Here is a 4,509-nt window from a genome sequence, read left to right on the forward strand (position 1 = left end):
ACAGGCCGACTGCGGGGCCCGGGAGCCGTGAGTCCGGCGGAGCGGCCGGCGAGCCGGGCCCGTACGGAACGCTCGGCGAGCACCTGGCAGCGCTCCAGGAGGGCCGCCGCGAGCCGTCCTCCGCGCAGGGCGCGCAGGGCGGCCAGATCGTCCGGGCGGGGGTCGTACCCGGCCGCCAGGGCGTCCTGGAGCAGCTCCAGGTAGCCGGTGGCGGAGCCGGGGAGGGCGTTGCGGTAGCGGGCGAGGTCGGCGAGGAGGAACGCTCGCAGCCGACCCGCCTCGCCGGCCGCCTCGTCCACGGAGCCGGCGAGCCGCAGGCAGTCCTGGACGTCCTCGTCGGACAGGGGCATGGGGTGGAGGGCGATGGCAAGGGCACGTCGGAGCACCCGCAGCTCGTCCGCGCTGAACGCCATGCCGCCTCGTGAACCGTAGGGCGTGGGCATAACGCGACAATACGTGCTAAAGGGACAAAATCCGTTTAACTGGTCGTCGGTGGCGCGGCGTAGTCCGACGGTGTCGCCGGCCCCCGCCCCCGCCCGTCGCCGCAGGTACCGCCGGGTCCGGGAGGACGCCCGCTACGACCGGGAGACGTTCCGCTCGTACACCAGGCGCAGCCCGATGAGCGTCAGCCACGGCTCGTGCTCGTCGATGGCCGACGACTCCCCCAACACCATCGGAGCAAGGCCGCCCGTCGCGATGACGGTGACGTCGTCCGGGTCGGCGGCCAGCTCCTTCTTCATCCGGGCCACCACCCCGTCGACCTGGCCCGCGAAGCCGTAGACGATGCCGGACTGCATGGCCTCCACGGTGTTCTTGCCGATCACGCTGCGCGGCCGGGCCAGCTCGATCTTGCGGAGCTGGGCGCCCTTGACGCCGAGGGCCTCGACCGAGATCTCGATGCCGGGGGCGATCACCCCGCCCGCGTACTCGCCGCGCGGGGAGACCGCGTCGAAGGTGGTGGCGGTGCCGAAGTCGACGACGATCGCCGGGCCCCCGTACAGCTCGACGGCGGCTACCGCGTTGATGATGCGGTCCGCGCCGACCTCCTTGGGGTTGTCCATCAGGATCGGTACGCCCGTCTTGACGCCGGGCTCCACCAGGACGGCGGGGACGTCGCCGTAGTACCGGCGGGTGACCTCGCGCAGTTCGTGCAGGACCGAGGGGACGGTGGCGCAGATCGCGATGCCCTCGATGCCGTCGCCCAGCTCCATGCCGAGCAGCGGGTGCATGCCCATCAGGCCCTGGAGCAGGACGGCCAGCTCGTCGGCGGTGCGGCGGGCGTCCGTGGAGATCCGCCAGTGCTCGACGATCTCCTCGCCGTCGAAGAGGCCGAGGACCGTGTGCGTGTTCCCGACGTCGATGGTGAGCAGCATCAGGCGTCGGCCCCGTCGGTGGCGTCGGCGTCGCGGAAGTCCAGGCCGATGTCGAGGATCGGCGAGGAGTGGGTGAGCGCCCCGACCGCGAGGTAGTCGACGCCCGCGTCCGCGTAGGCGCGGGCCGAGTCGAGGGTGAGGCGGCCGGAGGACTCCAGGATCGCCCGGCCGTCGACCAGGGCGACGGCCTCGGCGGTCTCGGCCGGAGTGAAGTTGTCCAGCAGGATCAGGTCGACGCCCGCGTCCAGCACCTCGCGGACCTGGTCCATCGTGTCGACCTCGACCTCGATGGGCAGCTCGGGGAACGCGGCGCGGACCCGCTTGAACGCCTCGGCGACGCCGCCCGCGGCGATCACGTGGTTGTCCTTGACCAGGGCCGCGTCGGAGAGCGACATCCGGTGGTTGACGCCGCCGCCGCAGCGCACCGCGTACTTCTCCAGCGCGCGCAGGCCCGCCGTCGTCTTGCGGGTGTCGCGGACCTTGGCCTTGCTGCCCTCCAGCACGTCCGCCCAGGCGCGGGTGGCGGTCGCGATGCCCGAGAGGCGGCAGAGCAGGTTCAGCGCGCTGCGCTCGCCGGTCAGCAGGTCGCGGGTGCGGGTGGTGACGGTCAGCAGCTTCTGGCCGGGGACGACGCGGTCGCCGTCCTCGACGTGCCGCTCGACCTCGAACGCCTCGGAGCAGACGATCGACAGGACCGCCTCGGCGACCCGGAGCCCGGCGACCACGCCCGCCTCGCGGGCGGTGAAGTCACCGGTGACCACGGCGTCCTCGGGGACGGTCGCCACGGTCGTGACGTCCACCCCGCCGTCGAGGTCCTCCTCGATCGCCACATGGGCGACGTCCTCGACCTGGACGGGGTCGAGCCCCGCCCGGGCCAGCAGCAGGGCGAGCGCGGGGTCCAGGCCGCACTCCAGGGCTTCGGGGTCGATTCCGTCGTCACCGCCGCAGCCGCAGGCATCGCCGCAGCCGCCTTCCGCCGGTGCTGACGATGCGGGCGCGCCGACCCGGATCAGCGGTACGTCCACGGGTGTGGGGCGCGGATTCTCTTCGGGCGTGCTCACGGTGACGGCTCCTCGGGGGCGTGGCGGGTGGTGCGGGCGGGGCGGGTGCTTCTGCTGCTGCCGGTGCCGCCCTGTGGTGTCCGGCGGTGCGGCTGCTCCCAGCAGTCTGCTCAATCCGACGGGCGTACGGGCGGGAATGCGGCGGTCTCCGTGCGGTGGACGACCGGGGTGCGGTCCGGCGCGATACGGACGACCAGGTGGCGGCGGCCGTGGGCGTCGTCGCGGTCGGGCCGGTCCTCGCGCCAGTGGCAGCCGCGGGTCTCCTCGCGTTCCCGCGCGGCGGCGACCAGTACCCGGGAGACCAGGAGCAGGTTGGTGGCCTCCCAGGCGTCGACCCCGGGGACGACCGCCTTGGGGCCGCTCGGCCCGTCCGCGGCGGCGTCGCGGTGCAGGGCCTCCAGCTCCTCGGCGGCGGCGGCCAGGCTCTCGGCGGAACGCAGGACTCCGGCGCCCCGGGTCATGGTGCGCTGGATCGCCGTACGGGCCTCGGGGGCCATCAGCGGGGCGGGATCGCCGGCGCCCGGGCTCCCGGCCGGTTCGGTGCGGGGCGGGCGGGCCTCGGCGATGTCGGCGGCGATGCGCTCGGCGAAGACCAGGCCCTCCAGGAGGGAGTTGGACGCGAGGCGGTTGGCCCCGTGCACACCGGTGCAGGCGACCTCGCCGCAGGCGTACAGGCCGGGGACGGTGGTGCGGCCCCGCAGGTCGGTGCGGACACCGCCGGAGGCGTAGTGCGCGGCCGGGGCGACCGGGACCGGTTCGGTGACCGGGTCGATGCCGTGGGCCCTGCAGGCGGCCAGGATGGTGGGGAAGCGCTGCTCCCACATCCGCGCCCCGAAGTGCCGGGCGTCCAGATACATGTGCTCGGCGCCGTGTTCGTGCATCCGGCGGGTGATGCCCTTGGCGACGATGTCGCGGGGGGCCAGCTCGGCCAGCTCGTGCTGTCCGAGCATGAAGCGGACGCCGTCGCCGTCGACGAGATGCGCCCCCTCGCCCCGTACGGCTTCGGAGACGAGCGGCTGCTGGCCCTCGGAGTCCGCGCCGAGGAAGAGCACGGTCGGGTGGAACTGGACGAACTCCAGGTCGGAGACCTCCGCCCCGGCGCGCAGCGCGAGCGCGACCCCGTCCCCGGTGGAGACGGGGGGGTTGGTGGTGGCGGAGAAGACCTGGCCCATGCCGCCGGTGGCCAGGACGACCGAGGGGGCCCGCACCGCGCCGACGCCGTCGTGCTGACCCTCGCCCATGACGTGCAGCGAGACGCCCGCCGTACGGCCTTCGGCGTCCGTCAGCAGGTCCAGGACCAGGGCGTTCTCGATGGTGTGGAGGGCGGCCCCGCGGACCGCGCCGACCAGGGCGCGGGAGATCTCCGCGCCGGTCGCGTCGCCGCCCGCGTGGGCGATGCGGCGGCGGTGGTGGCCGCCCTCGCGGGTCAGCGCGATGTCGCCGCTGTCGGTGGTGTCGAAGTGCGCGCCGGTGTTGATCAGCCGGCGTACGGCGTCGGGGCCCTCGGTGACCAGGGTCCGCACGGCCTCCTCGTCGCAGAGGCCCGCACCGGCGACGAGGGTGTCGTCGAGGTGCTGCTCGGGGGTGTCGCCCTCGCCGAGTGCGGCGGCGATGCCGCCCTGGGCCCAGCGGGTCGATCCGTCGTCGAGGCGGGCCTTGGTGACGACGACGGTGTCCAGGCCGGCGGCGGCGCAGCGCAGCGCCGTGGTGAGCCCGGCGACGCCGGAGCCGACCACCACGACGTCCGCGTCGATGGCCCAGCCGGGGGCGGGGGCGGTCAGCCGTATTCCGGTCACGTCAGGGCTCCGAAGGTGAGGGGGATGTTGTCGATGAGGCGGGTGTCCCCGACCCGGGCCGCGACGGCGAGGATCGCCTCCCCGTTCTCGCGGTCGTCCGGGATCTCGGTGAAGTCCGCCGGGTCCACCAGAGCCAGGTAGTCGATGTCGAGCGGCAGCCGGCCCCGGGCGGCGGCCTCGTCCAGCACGGTCCACGCGGCGGCCCGGACGGCGGCGGGCGCCCCGTTGGGCCGGGCCAGGGCCACGGCTCTGTCTCTTATACACATCTCTGAGCGGGCT

General features: G+C 74.3%; 5 protein-coding genes. All 5 read right to left on the bottom strand.

Annotated features, from left to right (window positions below; all coding sequences use genetic code 11):
* Positions 1 to 413: hypothetical protein (locus tag CR470_RS35990; protein WP_107489540.1), on the bottom strand; the 413-nt coding region annotated here is incomplete at its 3' end.
* Positions 414 to 575: 162 nt separating this feature from the next.
* Positions 576 to 1,373, bottom strand: a complete 798-nt coding sequence (locus CR470_RS35995; protein WP_050356751.1) for a type III pantothenate kinase — start codon at positions 1,371 to 1,373, stop codon at positions 576 to 578.
* Positions 1,373 to 2,434, bottom strand: a complete 1,062-nt coding sequence (gene nadC / locus CR470_RS36000) for a carboxylating nicotinate-nucleotide diphosphorylase (protein ID WP_097871794.1) — start codon at positions 2,432 to 2,434, stop codon at positions 1,373 to 1,375. Before nadC ends, CR470_RS35995 begins: the two co-directional genes overlap by 1 nt.
* A gap of 110 nt (positions 2,435 to 2,544) precedes the next feature.
* Entirely contained in the window at positions 2,545 to 4,230 is a 1,686-nt protein-coding gene (locus CR470_RS36005; RefSeq protein ID WP_097871796.1) for an L-aspartate oxidase, read from the bottom strand.
* Positions 4,227 to 4,509 (bottom strand): pantoate--beta-alanine ligase (locus CR470_RS36010; protein ID WP_143663960.1); only part of this gene is annotated, 283 nt, incomplete at its 5' end. The genes CR470_RS36010 and CR470_RS36005, both read right to left, overlap by 4 nt.

The organism is Streptomyces sp. rh34, assembly GCF_002551245.1.
Taxonomy (GTDB): domain Bacteria; phylum Actinomycetota; class Actinomycetes; order Streptomycetales; family Streptomycetaceae; genus Streptomyces.

Excerpts from the sequence above, each read along its gene's own strand:
- CR470_RS35995 (WP_050356751.1), bottom strand. The coding sequence starts at position 1,373 with ATGCTGCTCACCATCGACGTCGGGAACACGCACACGGTCCTCGGCCTC.